Below are 15,384 nucleotides of genomic sequence, written 5' to 3'. Positions count from 1 at the left end.
GGAGGTCATGAGCAAACAGTTCTTCGGCACCGACGGTATCCGCGGCCGCACCAACAAGGGCGCGATGACCGCCGCCATCGCCATGAAAGTCGGCCAGGCGGCCGGTACGCGCTTCCTGCGCGGCACCCATCGACACCGGGTGGTGATCGGCAAGGACACGCGCCTGTCCGGCTACATGCTGGAAAACGCCATGGTTGCGGGCTTCACCAGCGTCGGCATGGACGTGGTGCTGCTCGGCCCGATGCCGACCCCGGCGGTCGCGCTGCTCACCCGCGAACTGCGCGCCGACGTAGGCGTGATGATCTCCGCCAGCCATAACCCCTACGAGGACAACGGCATCAAGCTGTTCGGCCCCGACGGGTTCAAGCTCTCCGACGAGGACGAGCTGGCGATCGAGGCGCTATTGGCACAGGACATCCCGCTGGCCGCCTCCGAAGACATCGGCCGTGCGCGCCGCATCGACGATGCGGGCGGACGCTACATCCACGCGGTCAAGCGCTCGCTGCCCGAGGCCGTGCGTCTGGACGGGCTCAAGATCGCGCTCGATTGCGCCAATGGCGCCGCCTATCAGGTGGCCCCCTCGGCGCTGTGGGAACTCGGCGCGGAGATCGTGGCCGTGGGCGTCTCCCCCAATGGCCGCAATATCAACGCCAAGTGCGGCTCCACCCACGTCGAGCTGCTGCGGGAGACCGTGGTTTCCTCGGGCGCGGACATCGGCATCGCTCTCGACGGTGACGCCGACCGCCTGATCGTGGTGGACGAGAAGGGCAAGACCGTGGACGGCGACCAGATCATGGCGCTGATCGGCACCCAGCTTGCCGCGCGCGGCGCGCTGCGCGGCGGCGGCGTGGTGGCCACGGTCATGTCGAACCTCGGCCTCGAACGCTATCTCCAAGGTCAGGGGCTCACGCTCGAACGCACCAAGGTCGGCGACCGCCACGTCCTTGAACGCATGCGCGCGGGCGGCTTCAACGTCGGTGGCGAGCAGTCGGGCCACATGATCCTGCTCGACCATGCCACAACCGGAGACGGCACCGTGGCGGCGCTTCAGGTGCTGGCCGCGCTGGTCCAGTCGGGCAAGCGGGCGAGCGAACTGCTCCATCTTTTCGATCCGGTGCCGCAGCTGCTGCGCAACGTGCGCTTCTCGGGTGGCAAGCCGCTTGAGGCGACAGGCGTCAAATCGGCCATCGCCGACGCGGAAGCTTCGCTCAACGGCAGCGGCCGCCTGGTCATCCGCGCCTCGGGCACCGAGCCTCTGATCCGCGTCATGGCCGAAGGCGACGATGCCGGGCAGGTGGAGGCCGCCGTCGCCTCGATCTGCGCCGCCGTGGAAGAGGCTGCCGCCTGATGGCTCTCGAAATGCGCCCAGACTGCGAACGCTGCGGCACCGACCTCCCGGCCGATGCCCCCGGCGCGTTCATCTGCAGCTTCGAATGCACCTACTGCGCCGAATGCGCGGACCAGCTCGACGAGCTTTGCCCCAATTGCGGCGGCGAATTGCTCGACCGGCCGACGCGGGCGAAGCGGCACTTCGATTCCGCGCCGCCCTCGAAGGAGCGCAGGTTCAAGGGGTAGAGGGGTTAGAAGCAGGGGAGCATAGCCCCCCTGCACCCCCATGACCGTCGAGGTCACGTGGGCCAACGCCGTTGTGCGCTCATGGTGGCGTCGGGAGACTTATGGGCTGCGCCGCAAGGAGTGAGCGAGGCCTTGGCGCGCGCAACGGGGACATTCCGGGGGTCTGGGGGATCATCCCCCAGGAATTCCCCTTTCCCTCGACACCGCCCCCACCACACGGCAAGGGAGCGCCATGATCACACCGCCCCGCATCCTCTCCATCGCCGGTTCCGACAGTTCGGGCGGCGCCGGTATCCAGGCCGATATCAAGACCATCGTGATGCTGGGCGGCTATGCCATGACCGCGATCACCGCGATCACCGCGCAGAACACTTGCGGCGTGACGGATGTGGTGGCGCTGTCGCCGGAGATGGTGGCGGCACAGATCGACGCCTGCGTCAGCGACATCGGCGTGGACGCGGTGAAGATCGGGATGCTCGGCAGTCCGGAGATCGCCCATGTCGTGGCGGACCGGCTGGAATCGCTGGACGTGCCCGTAGTGTTCGATCCGGTGATGATCTCCACGAGCGGCTCGGTGCTGGCCGATGCCGCGACGATCGAGGCGTTCGAACGGCTGATGCGCATTGCCACGCTGACGACGCCGAACGTGCCGGAACTGGCGGTGCTGGGCGGAGACGCGGCAATGGCGGCGCGAGGCGTGGCCTATATCGCCAAGGGGGGCGACGCCGAGGGGCCGATCGTGGAGGACAGGCTGCTGCGCCCCGGCGAACTGCCGCTGTCCTGGACGGCGCCGCGCATCGAGACGCGCCATACGCATGGCACCGGCTGCACCTTTTCGAGCGCCATCGCCACGTTCATGGGGCAGGGCGCGGGGCTGGAAGCGGCGATCGTCAGCGCGCGCGACTATGTGCGTGCGGCCTTGCTCAATGCGCCGGGCTTCGGAGCCGGGCATGGTCCGCTGGGGCATCATATTCGGGGGTAGGTTCGTCCACACCGCTCACCCGGACAGACGTCATCCTGAAACAAGTTCAGGATGACGCTGTGTTGTGGCGATGCGCTGTCCTAAAGGAGCGGACCCCGGCCCGCTCGCCAGACCTTCATCAGCACTCCAGATCGTAGAACTTCTGGACGACCTTCCAGCCTTCCTCGGCGGTTTCGCACCAGTGGAACAGCTTGAGGTCCTGCTTGTTGATCACGCCTTCCTCGGCCAGCGCCTCGAAATTGATCACGCGTTCCCAGAATTCCTTGCCGTAAAGCAGGATCGGCAAGGGCTTCATCTTGCCGGTCTGGATCAGCGTGAGCAGTTCGAAGAATTCGTCGAAGGTGCCGAAGCCGCCGGGGAACACCGCCACGGCGCGGGCGCGCAGCAGGAAGTGCATCTTGCGCAGCGCGAAGTAGTGGAACTGGAACGAGAGGCGCGGCGTGACGTAGGGGTTGGGCGCCTGCTCATGCGGCAGCACGATGTTGAGGCCCAGCGATTCCGCGCCGACTTCGTAGGCGCCGCGATTGGCGGCTTCCATGATCGAAGGGCCGCCACCCGAGCAGACCACGAACTGGCGCATGCCGCGCTCGACCACCGAGCACTGGCTGGCGAGCTTGGCGAGCTTCTTGGCTTCGTCATAGTACTTCGACTTGGCGACGAGGCGCTCGGCGACCTTCTTTTCCTCGTCGGTCTTGGCCATGGCCAGCACGCCCTCTGCATTCTCGGGCGCGGGTATGCGGGCGGAGCCGTACATCACCATGGTCGAGCCGATATTGGCTTCTTCCAGCAGCATCTCGGTCTTGAGCAGTTCGAGCTGGAAACGCACCGGGCGCAGTTCGTCGCGCAGCAGGAATTCGGTATCCTGGAAGGCGAGGCGATAGGCCGGGTTCTGGGTCTGGATCGTGCCTTCCTGCGCATCCGCGAAGTTGGCTTCCTGCTCGGCCTTGTAGAACCGGCGGTTGGTGACTTTCTTGTCTTCTTGTTCGGTCATCTGCATTCCATGGCCGCTGGGAGGCGCGGCGTCGAGAGGGGTAAGGATTTAAGGCGCTTGCGGTTGCGCGCAAGTGCGGCCTTCGCCTAGTTTCTCCTCATGTCGAAGCAGATATTGACCCGGCGTTCCGTTCTGGCGGGTGTGGGCACGGCCGTAGCGGCAAGCATGGCGCCCGCCATGCCGGCGCTTTCCGCGCCTTTGCCCAAGTTGGTGAAGCCGCCGCGCCTGCGCGAGGGTGACGTGCTGGGGCTGGTCGCGCCCGCGCGCTTCGTGGGCGACCGTTTCGGAGTGGCCTCGATCATGGCAACGGTAAGGGCCATGGGCCTGGAGCCGAAAGCCGCTCCGCACCTTCTGGACCGCGAAGGCTATCTGGCAGGGTCCGACGCCGACCGGGCCAGCGATCTCATGGCGATGTTCGCCGATCCGAAGGTGCGCGGAATCATGTCGGTGGCGGGCGGCTGGGGTTGTGCCCGGCTGCTGCCCCTGCTCGATTTCACGCGGATCGCCGCGAACCCCAAGCTCTTCGTCGGCTTCAGCGACAATACCGCGCTCCACCTGGCTTTCGCGGCGCGTACCGGCGTGGCCAGCGTCCATGGACCGAATGCCTCGGCTTCCTGGCCTCCCGCTGCCTGGGCCTCGTTCCATGCATTGGCCTTCGAGGGTGCGACCCCGACCTGGCAAGTGCCGGAGGGCGCGGGCGCGAACCTTTCCGGCCGCGGCAGGGACTTGCGGACCTTCCGGGGCGGCAAAGCACGCGGGCGGCTCCTCGGCGGCAACCTCTCGGTGCTGTCGGGTCTGGTCGGCACGCCCTACCTGCCGGACTTCGCCGGAGCCGTGCTGTTCATCGAGGACACCAACGAATCCGAGTACCGGATCGATCGCATGCTCACCCAGCTTGCGCTTGCCGGGGTGTTCGACGAAGTGGCGGGCGTGGTCTTCGGCCAATGCACCGGCTGCCGCAACCCCGATGGCGGCTACGCGAACTTCACGATCTACGAAGTGCTAGACCGCCAGTTCTCCGGCCTCAAGGTGCCCGCCTTCCAGGGCTTGCAGATCGGCCATATCGCCGCGCAACTGAGCGTGCCGGTGGGACTGCCGGTGGAGATCGATGCCGATGCCGGAACCATGCGCCTGCTGGAACCGGCGGTAAGCTGACCTTGAGCCATCGCGAAGCGGCTGTTATCGCGCGTTAATGGCGAACTGTGACCTGTGCGTCGTTCGAAACCGGGCGATCTGTTCATCCCTCGATGCTCAAGAGCTCGAAGTGCTCAACGCGATCGGGCGCACCCGCACGATGCAGCCCGGCGAATCGCTGATCTGGGAGGGTGAGGATTCGGTTCTCGTCGCCAACGTGATCGACGGGGTGCTGAAGCTATCGACCAATACCGAAGACGGGCGCGAGCAGATCGTCGGCGTGGTCTATCCGTCCGACTTCATCGGGCGTCCCTTCGGCGGCACCACCGGGCACGGCGCCACGGCGCTGACCGAAGCCACCGTCTGCGTCTTCTCCCGCCGCGATTTCGACGCTTTCGCGCGCGAGCACCCGGCACTGGAGCACAAGCTGCTCGAGCGCACGCTGGCCGAGCTAGACCGCACGCGCCGCTGGATGCTGCTGCTTGGCCGCAAGTCGGCATCGGAGAAGCTGGCCAGCTTCCTGCTCGAAATGGAGGAGCGTCTTCGGCCTTCCGGCTGCGTCTGGAATTTCGAGGACGGAGCCTCTCGCCGCATCACCCTGCCGTTCTCGCGCCAGCAGATCGCCGACGTGCTGGGCCTCACCATCGAGACGGTGAGCCGCCAGTTCACCCGGCTCAAGAACGACGGTGTAGTCGACCTGCCCTCGCGCCGCGACGTGATCCTCCTCGATCACGCAGCCCTGGTGGCCGAGGCGGGTTGACCCCTTACGTCGCCCCGGACTTTATCCGGGACCGCTGGCCGCAAACCACCCAGTTCTCGACAGGGAAACGGCGAAAGGGGAGCCTGGAGGCTCCCCTGAAGTCCTCTTCAAAAACGATAGGACACCCCGGCGCTCAGCGCCCAGGGATCGAGATCGTGCCGCGTCCTCAGCGCCAGATCGCCGTCCGCGTAGAAGGAGGCGGTGGGCTTCACCCAATACTTCTTCGCGTCGAGCGACAGGCCAAGGCCCTTGTCGTTGATGGCGATATCCACGCCGCCCTGAAGCGCGAAGCCCAGCTTGTTCGACATCTTCACTTTGTCCACCCCCAGCGCACGGGCGGTCCCACCGGGCTTTTCGTCGAACACGAAGAACCACGCCGGGCCGGCACCGACATAAGGCTTGAACGGGGTGCCCGTATCGAGGTGCGCCTTGGCCGTTACCGTTGCGGGCAGGATCAGGACGTGATCGACCAGCCCGGCCCCGGCAATGTCGCCGGTTCCGCTGACGCGGTGCTGCGTGAAGCAGCAGATCGTCTCGACCGAGAACGCTTTGGTGAAGAAATACTCCACCGCCAGTGTGGGCACGACATTGTCGTTCGCCCGGGTGCCTACGTCGTCGAGCGTCGCCAGGGTGCCGCCCAGTACCGTGTCGGTGTCGATCGACCTGATCGTGTCGATCTTGCCGTCCGGCAGCACCGCCGTGCCGAGCACTTTGACCTGCCACCGGCCTTCCGGGCTTGCGGCCATCGCCGGAGCGGCGATAGCGGTGGCGGCACCGGCAACAAGGGCAGTCGCCGCGAGCAGGTTCATCTTGCGCATGTTCTGTCTTTCCTGCGCCGCCGGGGCCGCACCGTGCGAGGCCCTTCCGTGGAGCGGCAGTAGCGATGCTCTGGCCCCGCGTAGTGCTCAAGCCATTGATCCGGCGCAAGAAACGACAAGTTTCTGCCATTTCTGGCGCGTTGATCGAGCGCAATGACCGGAGCGATCACGTCCGCAATTCTGGCGCGCATGTGGACCTATCATCCCGAGCTTCTGGCGATTCCCGTTCCCCGCTACACCAGCTTCCCCACGGCGGCGGAGTTCGGCGACAGCCTGGGTCCCAACGCCTTCATCGACGCGCTGGAGCAGGCGAGCGGGGATATCTCGCTCTACGTCCACATCCCCTTCTGCGAGAAGATCTGCTGGTACTGTGGCTGCAACACCAGTGTCGCCAACCGCACGGGCCGGGTGTCGGGCTACCTCGATGCCCTGCACCGCGAGATCGGTCTTGTCGCGGAACGCCTGCCGCAGGGCGCCCGAGTCACGCGTATCGCGTTCGGCGGCGGCAGCCCCAACGGCATCTCGCCGATCGACTTCGTGCGCCTGGTCGATGCGCTGGCGCTTCAGTTCGCCGCAGACAGCCCGGTGCTGTCGATCGAACTCGACCCGCGCACGATGCGCGCCGACTGGGCCGCAGTGATCGCGGCCGTGGGAATCACGCGGGCCAGCCTCGGCGTCCAGACCTTCGCGCCGCAGCTGCAAAACGCAATAGGCCGCGTGCAGCCGGCGTCGATGATCGAGGAAACGACGGCGATGCTGCGCGGCGCCGGCGTGGATTCGCTCAACTTCGACCTCATGTATGGGCTGCCGGGCCAGACCATGGCCGATCTGGAGGATTCGCTCCGACGCACCGCGTCCCTGGGCGCCGATCGCATCGCCCTTTTCGGTTACGCGCATGTCCCGCACCTGATAGCGCGCCAGCGCAAGATCGACGCCCACGCCTTGCCGGATGCTGCGCAGCGCTTCGCCATGGCAGCACGCGGACATGAATTGCTGGTAGATGCCGGTTACGTGCCGATCGGCTTCGATCACTTCGCGAAGCCTGGGGATGCCCTTGCCAAGGCGGCGCTGTCCGGCACGCTGCGCCGCAACTTCCAGGGCTTCACCGAGGACCAAGCGCCGGTGCTTATCGGCCTGGGGGCCTCGTCGATCAGCGGCTTTCCCGATCTTCTGGTGCAGAACGAGAAGAACACCGGCCGCTATCGCATGATGCTATCGCAGGACCGGCTTACCGCAAGCCGCGGGATCCGGCGCCGGGACGAAGACCGGCGGCGCGGCGCCGCGATCGAGGCGCTGCTCTGCCAGGGCAGGGCACGGATCGAGCCGATCCTGAAAGAGGAGGCCTGGCCGTTCCTGCAGCCCTACCTCGACGCGGGGCTGTGCCGGAGCGAGGGTGACGATCTGGTGATAGTGCCGCAAGGCCTGCCTTACGCCCGGTCCATCGCCGCCTGCTTCGACAGCTATCGCAACGATTCGCTGCGGCGGTTCAGCTCGGCTGTGTGACGGCGACACAGGCGCGAGTGTCGAATTCGACGCCGAAGAGATTGCCGTCCACCCAGCGCACCATCCCACAAAGCTCGCTGCCGTCCCCCAGGCTGGCGCGAACGACGTCGTTGCAGGCGGGTGGATCACCGGCAGCCGCGGCGCTCAATCCGTGTGAGGACACATGGCGGCCGATGACGTCGTTTCGCTTTCCGTCCGAATCGGTCAGCGTGACGTGGGCGCATCGATGCAGGCGGCGTTTTCGCAGGATCGGCGTCGGCTTGAAGCCCGGTTTGTCGATGCGGATCAGGACGGCATGCGAGAGGCGGAGTTAAGCGCGGCCGTCTGACTGCGATCGGCCCGTTGCGCCAATCGTCGCCGGAACATCGGCTTGCGCACGCTGAGGGCGTACCAGGCACGATCCCGTACATGCCGCTCGGCCCAAGTCGGCAGGCGCAGCCATCCAAGCGGCGATTTTCAACGATTTAGGGAGAATTGGATGCCCCGCGAGGATTCGAACCTCGATAGACGGAATCAGAATCCGTAGTCTTACCATTAGACGACGGGGCATCGGGAGGCGCCCCTCTAGTAGGGGTTGTGATTCGCGTCAAGCACCCTTTTTGCAGTCAGGCTTGTGCCTTGGCTCGGGGGGCGTTAGCATCGGCTCAGGTATCCGCCGCTTGGCGGTAAGATTTATTCGAACGAGATCATTTATCATGGCGGAGCAAGATCCGCCGGTAGCAAGAGTCGATGTGTCGGGCCGCACCGGAAGGCGGCGCAAGGCGAGGAAGGGCAAATCACGCTCAGCCGGACCCGGCACGGCCAAGGAGAAGGCGCGCCCGCCGGGCAGCGCCGCCGAGGCAGGCGGAGCGCCGCGCGAAGAGAAGACACCCGTATCGCAGGCGTCGCCCCGCCAGGCGGAATCGCGGCCTTCCGAATCGCGCCGCTCCGAATCGCGGCGAGCCTCCGCCCGTAAGCGCGGTGCCCGCAAGGGCGCGGCGCGTTCGTCGAAAAAGGCGCGTGTTCAACCGGAAGCCGCACCGGCCATGGAGGCCAAGGCGCCGCCCGCGTCCTTCACCCCGCCCTCGCTGTCATCGGCCGCGTCCGCAGGAATAGGCGGGGGAATCGGACCCGGCGCGGCGCGGTCCCATCGTCAGTCCTATGCCGCGATCGATCTGGGCACCAACAACTGCCGCCTGCTGATCGCACGGCCTTCGGGCGAGAACTTCACGGTGATCGACGCTTTCAGCAGGGTCGTGCGGCTGGGAGAAGGGCTGGCGCAGTCGGGCCGCCTGTCCGAGGCCGCGATGGACCGGACACTGGCCGCCTTGCGAGTCTGTGCCGAGAAGCTGATGCGCCGCAACGTCTACCTCGCGCGCTCGGTGGCGACCGAAGCCTGCCGCCGCGCGGAGAACGGGCCGGAGTTCATCGAACGCGTCCGCCAGGAAACCGGCATCGCGCTGGATATCATCAGCGCCCGCGAGGAAGCGCGGCTGGCCGTGCTCGGCTGCCACGTCCTGCTGGAGGAAGGCTTCGGCCCGGCAATGATCTTCGACATCGGCGGCGGATCGACGGAACTCGTGCTGATCGAGAGCACCGGCACCGTGCCCCGCATCCTCGACTGGCAATCGGTGCCCTGGGGCGTCGTCTCGCTGACCGAGAGCTGCGGGCCGGAAGGCACGACGCTGGAGGAGCGGCTCGAACGCTATCGCCATATGCATGGACTGGTCTCCGACAGCTTTTCCGCGTTCGCCAAGCGCGTCGGGCCGGCGCGCGGCAGCGCTGCCGGAACCGGACCCCTGCGACTGTTGGGGACCAGCGGCACGGTGACGACGCTCGCGAGCCTGCATCTCGAATTGCCGCAGTACGACCGGCGCATGGTGGACGGACTGATCGTCCCCGCCGAATCGATGCGCGAGATCAGCTCGCGGCTGTCTTCGATGTCGATCGAGGAGAGGCGCGAGGTGAACTGCATCGGGCGCGAGCGGGCCGACCTTGTGGTGGCCGGCTGCGCGATTCTCGAATCCATCCTCGACCTCTGGCCGGCGGCGCGTCTGGGGGTTGCCGATCGCGGCATCCGCGAAGGCATCCTGCGCAGCCTCATCGCCTCGCATTCCAGCGGCAGGACCATGGCCGCCGCCGGGAAGCCCGATCATCTGGCCTATCAATTGGAGACCCGGCCATGAGCCGTTCAGGACGCGATCCCAACGAGCGGCTTCGCACCGCCAAGAAACGCACGACCAGCTCGGCGCGCTGGCTGACTCGCCAGATCAACGATCCTTACGTCAAGCAGGCGAAGGCCGACGGCTACCGCAGCCGCGCGGCCTACAAGCTGATCGAGCTGGACGAGAAGTTCGACCTGTTCAAGGGCGTGACCCGCGCGGTCGATCTCGGCATCGCGCCGGGCGGCTGGAGCCAGGTGCTGCGCCTGAAATGCCCCAAGGCGAAAGTCGTCGGCATCGACCTGCTGCCTACCGACCCGATCGAGGGCGTGACCATCTTCGAGATGGATTTCATGGCCGACGAGGCCCCGGCCGCGCTGGAAGGCGCCCTGGAAGGCGCTCCGGACCTGGTGCTGTCGGACATGGCGGCGAACACCGTGGGCCACAAGCAGACCGATCACTTGCGCACGATGGGGCTCGTGGAGACGGCGGCCGATTTCGCCATCCAGTATCTCGCGCCGGGCGGTACGTTCGTCGCCAAGGTCTTCGCGGGCGGCACGGACACGGAACTGCTTGGCATCCTCAAGCGCCGCTTCACCAGCGTCAAGCATGCCAAGCCTCCCGCGAGCCGCAAGGGCTCCTCGGAATGGTATGTGATCGCCAAGGGCTTCAAGGGGCCCGTGGAGGAGAAGGAAGACTGATCCGGTTCGGGAAGAAGGCGCCCTGCTCGCAGGTTGCCTTGCCGCGACCCATCCTCGGAACAAGAACGGTCCGCAAAGCGCAGGATGAGCGCCTTACGGACCGTTTCGCGAAGACTCGCGACGAAACCTTATTGCGCGGCGGCTTCGCTCGCCTCGGCAGGAGCGGCCTTGTCGTCCTTCGCTTCCGCATCCGCCGGAGCGGCATCCGCTGCCGGGGCTGCGCCTGCGGCCGGAGCGGCGGGGAGCGGCAGGTTCGAACCCTGCGTGTTGAGATAGGCGATCAGGTTGGCGCGATCCTCGCCCTTGGGAAGGCCTGCGAAGGTCATCTTGGTGCCGGGGGCGAAAGCCTTGGGACTCTTGAGCCAGTCGTTCAGCTTCTCGAAGTCCCAGTTCCCGCCGACGCTCTTGAGGGCATCGGAGAAGGCGAATCCGCCCACGCCCTTGCCGATCGCTTCACCGACGACGCCGTGAAGGTTGGGACCGATGCCGTTGGCTCCGCCCTGGTTGATCGTGTGGCAGGAAGCGCACTTGGCGAAAGTGGCCTGGCCCTTGGCCACGTCGGCGCTGGCCAGAAGCGTGGCGATCGGCGCTTCGGCGCCGCCTTCGGCCTCCTGTTCCACGCCTTCGATGGCGTAGCCCATCTTTTCGGGACGGTGCGGCTTGTCTGCGCTGAAGTAATGAGAACTGACGGTGGTCAGACCGAGACCGACGATACCGGCGAACAGCGCCCAGCCGGCAATGGTGTTGAAACGATCATCCATTTCCTGTTGCCCTTGCCCCTTAGCCCTAGTGTCCCATGGGTGGAGTTTTTCTCATCCTCTTTGGGTTGAGGCTCTAGAGTTGCCAGCAGGTTAGCGCAAGAGCCATTGCGGAGATCGCCTTTGCGGCTTAATCGCGCGGGCGCTATGCATTCCTATCCTGAACCCGCTCTCGACATCGTCGCCCGCATGACCGAGGCCGCCGCGGCCGATCCTTCGCGCGCCGCAGCCTTCCAGGGGGCTCCCGGATGCAATTCGCACCGCGCGGCGCTGGAGCACGATCCCGACTGCCTGCCGCTGCCGTGCTTCTCGTTCGAGGATGCGCTGGATGCGGTGAAGGAAGGGCGGGCCGACCGCGCGATCATCCCGATCGAGAATTCGCAGCATGGCCGGGTGGCGGACATCCATTTCCTGCTGCCGGAAAGCGGGCTGTCGATCGTCGGCGAGCATTTCATGGGCATCGAGCATGCGCTGATGGCGCTGCCGAGGGAAGACGGTACGACGGGGCCGTTCTCCGCTGCCTACAGCCATCCGCAGGCGCTTGGGCAGTCGCGCCGATACTTGCGGGAGCGCGGCATCGTGCCGATGGCCTATGCCGACACCGCCGGTGCCGCGGCTTTCGTGCGCGAGCAGAACGATCCCGAAGCCTGCGCCATCGCGCCGAACCTCGCCGCGGAACTTTACGGCCTCAAGATCGTCGAGGAAAACGTCGAGGATGCAGCGGACAACACCACCCGCTTCGTTGTCCTTTCGCGCGAGCCGCTCGATCCCTTCGCGCTGAGAAACGAACAGGCGATGACGACCTTCATCTTCGAGGTGAAGAACATCCCTGCCGCGCTCTACAAGGCGCTCGGCGGTTTCGCCACCAACGGCGTCAACATGACCAAGCTGGAAAGCTACCAGATCGGCGCCAGCTTCGCGGCGACGACGTTCTATGCGGATATCGAGGGGGCGCCCGGCGAATCGCGGATCGACATGGCGCTCCAGGAACTTGCCTTCCACTGCAAGTACGTGCGCCCGCTGGGCACCTACAGGCAGGCTCGCCCGCGCGGCTGAGAGCTGAGAGCCGACGTCTCTCGGGCGGAGTTCCCCCGGTCGGTAGAACCTGCTGGGCGGGTATCCCCGCGCCGGTGCAATCCTTGGCGCAATCCTTGTCTCGCAACGGGTTGCGCCCTGCCTCCGGCCATGCCAATCAACGCGGGTAATGGCTGCTGAGGGTCAGATGACAGGCGCGACGGCAGCGCGGGACGCGGCAAGCGACTGGGAAGCCGTGCGCGGGGCGACCGATATCCAGTTCGGACCGCTGGCACCGGCCAAGCCGCTCCCGCCGGGGCAGGCGCCGGAATGGCTCCAGGCGCTGGGTCGGCTGCTGGAAGCGATCTTCGCGCCGCTCGGCAGGTTGCTGGGAATGTCCTGGCCGCTTTTCTCCAACATCCTGATCGTCCTGGCGGTTCTCCTGACGCTCTTCGTTCTCTGGCGGCTTTTCGGCCCGGCCATGGAGGGCTGGCGCCGCCGCAGCCGCGAAGCGGCGCCGGAGGCCTGGGTTCCCGCCGAAGCCGAGGCACTGGCCCTGCTGGAAGATGCCGACCGGCTCGCCCGGGACGGCCGCTTTGCCGAGGCGACGCATCTGCTCCTGCGGCGCAGCGTCGCGCAGATCCGCGAGGCGCGGCCGGACTGGCTTCATCCTGCCAGCACGGCGCGGGAAATTGCCGATCTGCCGGCGCTGCCCGCCAGCGGCCGGGAGGCATTCGCTGCCATCGCCGCGCGGGTGGAGCGCAGCCGCTTCGCCCTGCGCGATCTGGGAGCGGAGGACTGGGCCGCGGCGCGCGAGGCTTACGCCCGCTTCACCCGTATCGAGCTGCGCGCATGAACGCCGCCTCCACCCGGGAAACCAGCGTCGCGGTGGGCGCGAACCCGTTTTCGCGCTGGGCGGTGCTCGCGCTGGTGCTGATCGGCTCGGCGCTGTTCCTGGCGCTGCTGTGGATGATCGGGACGGGAACCGGGTTCGGCTCGACTAACGACGGCCAGGCGCATGCCGACGGGCGCGGCCTCAATGGCTACGCGGCCATGGCGGACTACCTCGAAAGGCGCGGTCATCCGGTGATCCGCGCCCGCAATGCCGGTCAGCTCGACCAGCCCGGGCTGCTGGTGCTCACCCCGCCCGCCGGGGCCGATGGGGAGGCCATCGAGAAGATCGTCTCCAAGCGGCGCTACGCCGGGCCGACGCTGGTGATCCTGCCGAAGTGGATGGCCTTCCCGTCCGGCAGCGAGCAGAAGGATGCCAAGCCCGGCTGGGTGAACCTGCAAGGGATGCAGCCGCTGGAATGGCGCGGCTTTCTCGACGATGTGACGGTGGTGCAAGGCGATGTGGACGCCAACGGCAAGCCGGCCCACTGGCGCGGGCTCGGGGGCGAAGGCACTCTGCCTGGCGGCAAGTACCTGCAATCCGGTCAGGGCGATGCGCTCGTCCCCTTGGTCAGGGAGCAGGACGGGCGCACCCTGGCGGCCTTCCTGGACGACGGAGGCAGCTACCCCGCGCTCGAGGAAGAGGCTCTCGGCGTCATGCGCAGCGAGCCGGAAGACGAGGATCGCTATCCGCTCGTCCTCGTGTTCGAACCCGATCTGGTCGACAACTGGGGCATGGCCGACCGCCGCTCCGCCCAGCTGGTGGACTCCCTGCTTGCCGCCAGCGAGCTGGAGCCCGAGGGCAGAGTGACCTTCGACCTCACCATGAACGGGTTCGGGCGGGCGCAGAACCTGCTGACAATGGCCTTCACGCCGCCGTTCCTGGCAGCCACGCTTTGCCTCCTGCTGGCAGGGCTGGTGCTGGGATGGCGCGCCTTCCTGCGTTTCGGGCCGCCCCTTGCCACCGAGCGGGCCATCGCCTTCGGCAAGCGGGCGCTCGTCGCCAATTCCGCAGGGCTGGTGCTCCGCTCGCGGCGACTTCACCTGATCGGCGCACCTTATGCCGACCGCGCACGCGATCGGCTGATCCAGGCGCTGGCGCTGCCGCGTAGCCTGGCCCCGGACCAGGCGGAGGCCGCGATCGACCGCGCGCTCGCCTCGCGCCGCGTGGAGGCAGAACCTTTTTCCGCGATCGCCGCGCGTCTCAGGCATGCGCGCAAGTCGCACGATCTCGTCAAGGCTGCGCGCGATCTTCACGCGCTTGAAAGGATGCTGACCCGATGACCGATGCCCCATTCCCCGACGTGCCATCCGAGGCCAGGTCGTCCGAATCCGGCGTCGATCTCTCCACTGTCGCCGCTCTGGCGGGCAGCATCCGCGAGCAGGTCGCCAAGGCTGTGGTCGGCCAGGGCGAGACGGTGGAGCACCTGCTGATCGCACTGCTGGCGCGCGGGCACGTCCTGCTGGAAGGGCCGCCGGGCACCGCCAAGACCTTCCTTGCGCAGTGCTTCGCGGCGACGCTGGGGCTGGACTTCGGCCGCATCCAGTTCACGCCCGACCTCATGCCGGGCGATATCCTCGGCTCCAACCTGTTCAACTTCCAGACCAGCCAGTTCACGCTGACTCACGGGCCGATCTTCTGCGACCTGCTGCTGGCGGATGAAATCAACCGCACGCCGCCCAAGACCCAGGCCGCGCTGCTCGAAGCCATGCAGGAGCGGCGCGTCACGCTGGACGGCACCGCGCACCCGCTGCCCGCGCAGTTCATGGTCGTGGCGACCCAGAACCCGATCGAGAGCCAGGGCGTCTATCCGCTGCCCGAGGCGCAGCTCGACCGCTTCCTGTTCAAAGTGGACGTGGACTATCCCAGCTTCGAGGAAGAACTGCGGATCGTCGCGCGGTTCGGGGAAAATCGCGGCGCGCCCAGTCCGGCCGCCTGCGGCGTGGAGGCCGTGGCGAACCATGCCGTGATCGAGGCGGCTTCGCGCGCGGTATCGCGCGTGACATTGGCGGAAAGTTTGACCGACTACATCGTGCGCCTGGTGCGGGCGACGCGGGAGAGCGCCGACCTTGCCAGCGGCGCCAGCCCGCGCGCCGCCGTGCTGCTTGCGGGTGC

At 66.9% G+C, this 15,384-nt stretch carries 17 protein-coding genes and 1 tRNA gene; 13 read left to right on the top strand and 5 right to left on the bottom strand.

The window, feature by feature from the left end:
* Positions 1 to 7: 7 nt before the first annotated feature.
* From glmM to thiD, 3 genes are all read left to right on the top strand, one after another.
* A complete protein-coding gene (glmM, locus tag L284_RS29935; protein WP_021232990.1) occupies positions 8 to 1,348 on the top strand; it encodes a phosphoglucosamine mutase in 1,341 nt (446 codons plus the stop codon).
* Positions 1,348 to 1,575, top strand: a complete 228-nt coding sequence (locus L284_RS29930) for a DUF1272 domain-containing protein (RefSeq protein ID WP_021232989.1) — start codon at positions 1,348 to 1,350, stop codon at positions 1,573 to 1,575. The genes glmM and L284_RS29930 overlap by 1 nt, the downstream gene beginning before the upstream one ends.
* A gap of 232 nt (positions 1,576 to 1,807) precedes the next feature.
* On the top strand, positions 1,808 to 2,557 hold the full coding sequence (gene thiD, locus L284_RS29925) for a bifunctional hydroxymethylpyrimidine kinase/phosphomethylpyrimidine kinase (protein WP_021232988.1): 750 nt from the start codon (positions 1,808 to 1,810) through the stop codon (positions 2,555 to 2,557).
* A gap of 118 nt (positions 2,558 to 2,675) precedes the next feature.
* Here thiD and L284_RS29920 read toward each other — a convergent pair whose 3' ends face one another.
* Positions 2,676 to 3,548, bottom strand: coding sequence for an LOG family protein (locus L284_RS29920; RefSeq protein WP_031341601.1), 873 nt, complete (start codon positions 3,546 to 3,548; stop codon positions 2,676 to 2,678).
* A 165-nt stretch (positions 3,549 to 3,713) separates the two neighbouring features.
* Between L284_RS29920 and L284_RS29915 the strand changes: the two genes are divergently transcribed.
* Complete coding sequence (locus tag L284_RS29915; protein ID WP_040712623.1) at positions 3,714 to 4,703, top strand: S66 peptidase family protein; 990 nt, start codon at positions 3,714 to 3,716, stop codon at positions 4,701 to 4,703.
* Between the two features lie 37 nt (positions 4,704 to 4,740).
* Positions 4,741 to 5,442, top strand: a complete 702-nt coding sequence (locus tag L284_RS29910) for a Crp/Fnr family transcriptional regulator (protein WP_021232985.1) — start codon at positions 4,741 to 4,743, stop codon at positions 5,440 to 5,442.
* Positions 5,443 to 5,549: 107 nt separating this feature from the next.
* Here the strand turns inward: L284_RS29910 and L284_RS29905 are convergent, their stop codons facing one another.
* On the bottom strand, positions 5,550 to 6,260 hold the full coding sequence (locus tag L284_RS29905) for an OmpW/AlkL family protein (RefSeq protein ID WP_031341600.1): 711 nt from the start codon (positions 6,258 to 6,260) through the stop codon (positions 5,550 to 5,552).
* 189 nt (positions 6,261 to 6,449) lie between these two features.
* Between L284_RS29905 and hemN the strand changes: the two genes are divergently transcribed.
* Positions 6,450 to 7,763, top strand: a complete 1,314-nt coding sequence (hemN, locus tag L284_RS29900) for an oxygen-independent coproporphyrinogen III oxidase (RefSeq protein ID WP_031341599.1) — start codon at positions 6,450 to 6,452, stop codon at positions 7,761 to 7,763.
* On the opposite strand, the gene L284_RS48680 is transcribed toward hemN, so the two are convergent.
* On the bottom strand, positions 7,747 to 7,911 hold the full coding sequence (locus tag L284_RS48680; RefSeq protein ID WP_235054308.1) for a hypothetical protein: 165 nt from the start codon (positions 7,909 to 7,911) through the stop codon (positions 7,747 to 7,749). The genes hemN and L284_RS48680 overlap by 17 nt on opposite strands.
* Before the next feature lie 15 nt (positions 7,912 to 7,926).
* On the opposite strand from L284_RS48680, the gene L284_RS48675 reads away from it, so the two are divergent.
* Entirely contained in the window at positions 7,927 to 8,091 is a 165-nt protein-coding gene (locus tag L284_RS48675) for a hypothetical protein (RefSeq protein ID WP_021232982.1), read from the top strand.
* Between the two features lie 147 nt (positions 8,092 to 8,238).
* On the opposite strand, the gene L284_RS29895 is transcribed toward L284_RS48675, so the two are convergent.
* Positions 8,239 to 8,312: transfer RNA gene (locus tag L284_RS29895), tRNA-Gln, on the bottom strand.
* A 146-nt stretch (positions 8,313 to 8,458) separates the two neighbouring features.
* On the opposite strand from L284_RS29895, the gene L284_RS29890 reads away from it, so the two are divergent.
* Positions 8,459 to 9,928, top strand: coding sequence for a Ppx/GppA phosphatase family protein (locus L284_RS29890; RefSeq protein ID WP_021232981.1), 1,470 nt, complete (start codon positions 8,459 to 8,461; stop codon positions 9,926 to 9,928).
* Entirely contained in the window at positions 9,925 to 10,605 is a 681-nt protein-coding gene (locus L284_RS29885) for an RlmE family RNA methyltransferase (protein WP_021232980.1), read from the top strand. The genes L284_RS29890 and L284_RS29885 overlap by 4 nt, the downstream gene beginning before the upstream one ends.
* A gap of 128 nt (positions 10,606 to 10,733) precedes the next feature.
* Here the strand turns inward: L284_RS29885 and L284_RS29880 are convergent, their stop codons facing one another.
* A complete protein-coding gene (locus tag L284_RS29880; protein WP_021232979.1) occupies positions 10,734 to 11,366 on the bottom strand; it encodes a c-type cytochrome in 633 nt (210 codons plus the stop codon).
* 144 nt (positions 11,367 to 11,510) lie between these two features.
* Here L284_RS29880 and L284_RS29875 point away from each other — a divergent pair, with 144 nt between their 5' ends.
* The 4 genes from L284_RS29875 to L284_RS29860 all read left to right on the top strand — a co-directional run.
* Positions 11,511 to 12,419 carry a prephenate dehydratase gene (locus L284_RS29875; protein ID WP_021232978.1) on the top strand — a complete coding sequence of 303 codons (909 nt, stop codon included), beginning with the start codon at positions 11,511 to 11,513 and terminating at the stop codon, positions 12,417 to 12,419.
* A 166-nt stretch (positions 12,420 to 12,585) separates the two neighbouring features.
* A complete protein-coding gene (locus L284_RS29870) occupies positions 12,586 to 13,233 on the top strand; it encodes a hypothetical protein (protein ID WP_021232977.1) in 648 nt (215 codons plus the stop codon).
* Positions 13,230 to 14,552, top strand: a complete 1,323-nt coding sequence (locus tag L284_RS29865; protein ID WP_021232976.1) for a DUF4350 domain-containing protein — start codon at positions 13,230 to 13,232, stop codon at positions 14,550 to 14,552. Before L284_RS29870 ends, L284_RS29865 begins: the two co-directional genes overlap by 4 nt.
* The coding region (locus tag L284_RS29860; protein WP_021232975.1) for an AAA family ATPase at positions 14,549 to 15,384 on the top strand (836 nt) is incomplete at its 3' end. The genes L284_RS29865 and L284_RS29860, both read left to right, overlap by 4 nt.

The organism is Novosphingobium lindaniclasticum LE124, from assembly GCF_000445125.1.
In the GTDB taxonomy this organism is placed as follows: domain Bacteria; phylum Pseudomonadota; class Alphaproteobacteria; order Sphingomonadales; family Sphingomonadaceae; genus Novosphingobium; species Novosphingobium lindaniclasticum.
This window is presented reverse-complemented; position numbering and strand designations above follow the sequence as displayed.

Excerpts from the sequence above, each read along its gene's own strand:
- glmM (WP_021232990.1), top strand. The coding sequence starts at position 8 with ATGAGCAAACAGTTCTTCGGCACCGACGGTATCCGCGGCCGCACCAAC.
- L284_RS29930 (WP_021232989.1), top strand. The coding sequence starts at position 1,348 with ATGGCTCTCGAAATGCGCCCAGACTGCGAACGCTGCGGCACCGACCTC.
- thiD (WP_021232988.1), top strand. The coding sequence starts at position 1,808 with ATGATCACACCGCCCCGCATCCTCTCCATCGCCGGTTCCGACAGTTCG.
- L284_RS29920 (WP_031341601.1), bottom strand. The coding sequence starts at position 3,548 with ATGACCGAACAAGAAGACAAGAAAGTCACCAACCGCCGGTTCTACAAG.
- L284_RS29915 (WP_040712623.1), top strand. The coding sequence starts at position 3,714 with ATGGCGCCCGCCATGCCGGCGCTTTCCGCGCCTTTGCCCAAGTTGGTG.
- L284_RS29910 (WP_021232985.1), top strand. The coding sequence starts at position 4,741 with ATGGCGAACTGTGACCTGTGCGTCGTTCGAAACCGGGCGATCTGTTCA.
- L284_RS29905 (WP_031341600.1), bottom strand. The coding sequence starts at position 6,260 with ATGCGCAAGATGAACCTGCTCGCGGCGACTGCCCTTGTTGCCGGTGCC.
- hemN (WP_031341599.1), top strand. The coding sequence starts at position 6,450 with ATGTGGACCTATCATCCCGAGCTTCTGGCGATTCCCGTTCCCCGCTAC.
- L284_RS48675 (WP_021232982.1), top strand. The coding sequence starts at position 7,927 with ATGGCGGCCGATGACGTCGTTTCGCTTTCCGTCCGAATCGGTCAGCGT.
- L284_RS29890 (WP_021232981.1), top strand. The coding sequence starts at position 8,459 with ATGGCGGAGCAAGATCCGCCGGTAGCAAGAGTCGATGTGTCGGGCCGC.
- L284_RS29885 (WP_021232980.1), top strand. The coding sequence starts at position 9,925 with ATGAGCCGTTCAGGACGCGATCCCAACGAGCGGCTTCGCACCGCCAAG.
- L284_RS29880 (WP_021232979.1), bottom strand. The coding sequence starts at position 11,366 with ATGGATGATCGTTTCAACACCATTGCCGGCTGGGCGCTGTTCGCCGGT.
- L284_RS29875 (WP_021232978.1), top strand. The coding sequence starts at position 11,511 with ATGCATTCCTATCCTGAACCCGCTCTCGACATCGTCGCCCGCATGACC.
- L284_RS29870 (WP_021232977.1), top strand. The coding sequence starts at position 12,586 with ATGACAGGCGCGACGGCAGCGCGGGACGCGGCAAGCGACTGGGAAGCC.
- L284_RS29865 (WP_021232976.1), top strand. The coding sequence starts at position 13,230 with ATGAACGCCGCCTCCACCCGGGAAACCAGCGTCGCGGTGGGCGCGAAC.